1 rRNA gene is annotated in these 1395 nt (G+C 51.2%); it reads left to right on the forward strand.

What is annotated here, in order from left to right:
• Positions 1–1380 (forward strand): 23S ribosomal RNA (locus tag F2P45_RS34195); the annotation flags it as partial.
• Positions 1381–1395 lie beyond the last annotated feature (15 nt).

A 1395-nucleotide genomic window follows, 5' to 3' on the forward strand; every position in this document is an offset into this window, starting at 1 on the left:
ATTCAAGGGGTCGAGACGAGGAACTTAGGTTCTGAAGCAATCGGAAGTGGTTCCAAGAAAAGCCTCTAAGCTTCAGTCATACGAGACCGTACCGCAAACCGACACAGGTGGGCGAGATGAGTATTCTAAGGCGCTTGAGAGAACTCGGGAGAAGGAACTCGGCAAATTGGTACCGTAACTTCGGGAAAAGGTACGCCCCGGTAGCTTGACTGGTTTACTCCAGAAGGGTGAAAGGGTTGCAATAAACTGGTGGCTGCGACTGTTTAATAAAAACACAGCACTCTGCAAACACGAAAGTGGACGTATAGGGTGTGACGCCTGCCCGGTGCTGGAAGATTAAATGATGGGGTGCAAGCTCTTGATTGAAGTCCCAGTAAACGGCGGCCGTAACTATAACGGTCCTAAGGTAGCGAAATTCCTTGTCGGGTAAGTTCCGACCTGCACGAATGGCGTAACGATGGCCACACTGTCTCCTCCCGAGACTCAGCGAAGTTGAAATGTTTGTGATGATGCAATCTACCCGCGGCTAGACGGAAAGACCCCATGAACCTTTACTGTAGCTTTGCATTGGACTTTGAACCAATCTGTGTAGGATAGGTGGGAGGCTTTGAAGCGGTGACGCCAGTCATCGTGGAGCCATCCTTGAAATACCACCCTGGTTTGTTTGAGGTTCTAACCTTGGTCCGTTATCCGGATCGGGGACAGTGCATGGTAGGCAGTTTGACTGGGGCGGTCTCCTCCTAAAGTGTAACGGAGGAGTTCGAAGGTACGCTAGATACGGTCGGACATCGTGTTGATAGTGCAATGGCATAAGCGTGCTTAACTGCGAGACTGACAAGTCGAGCAGGTACGAAAGTAGGACATAGTGATCCGGTGGTTCTGTATGGAAGGGCCATCGCTCAACGGATAAAAGGTACTCTGGGGATAACAGGCTGATTCCTCCCAAGAGTTCATATCGACGGGGGAGTTTGGCACCTCGATGTCGGCTCATCACATCCTGGGGCTGTAGCCGGTCCCAAGGGTATGGCTGTTCGCCATTTAAAGTGGTACGTGAGCTGGGTTTAAAACGTCGTGAGACAGTTTGGTCCCTATCTGCCGTGGGCGTTGGAAATTTGAAGGGGGCTGCTCCTAGTACGAGAGGACCGGAGTGGACAGACCTCTGGTGTACCGGTTGTCACGCCAGTGGCATTGCCGGGTAGCTAAGTCTGGAAGAGATAACCGCTGAAAGCATCTAAGCGGGAAACTTGCCTTGAGATGAGATTTCCCAGAGCCTTGAGCTCTTTAAAGGGTCGTTCGAGACCAGGACGTTGATAGGTCAGGTGTGGAAGTGCAGTAATGCATTAAGCTAACTGATACTAATTGCCCGTACGGCTTGTCCCTATAACCTTAGCAGGT

Source organism: Massilia mucilaginosa, assembly GCF_011682145.1.
GTDB classification, from domain to species: Bacteria; Pseudomonadota; Gammaproteobacteria; order Burkholderiales; family Burkholderiaceae_D; genus Telluria_A; species Telluria_A mucilaginosa.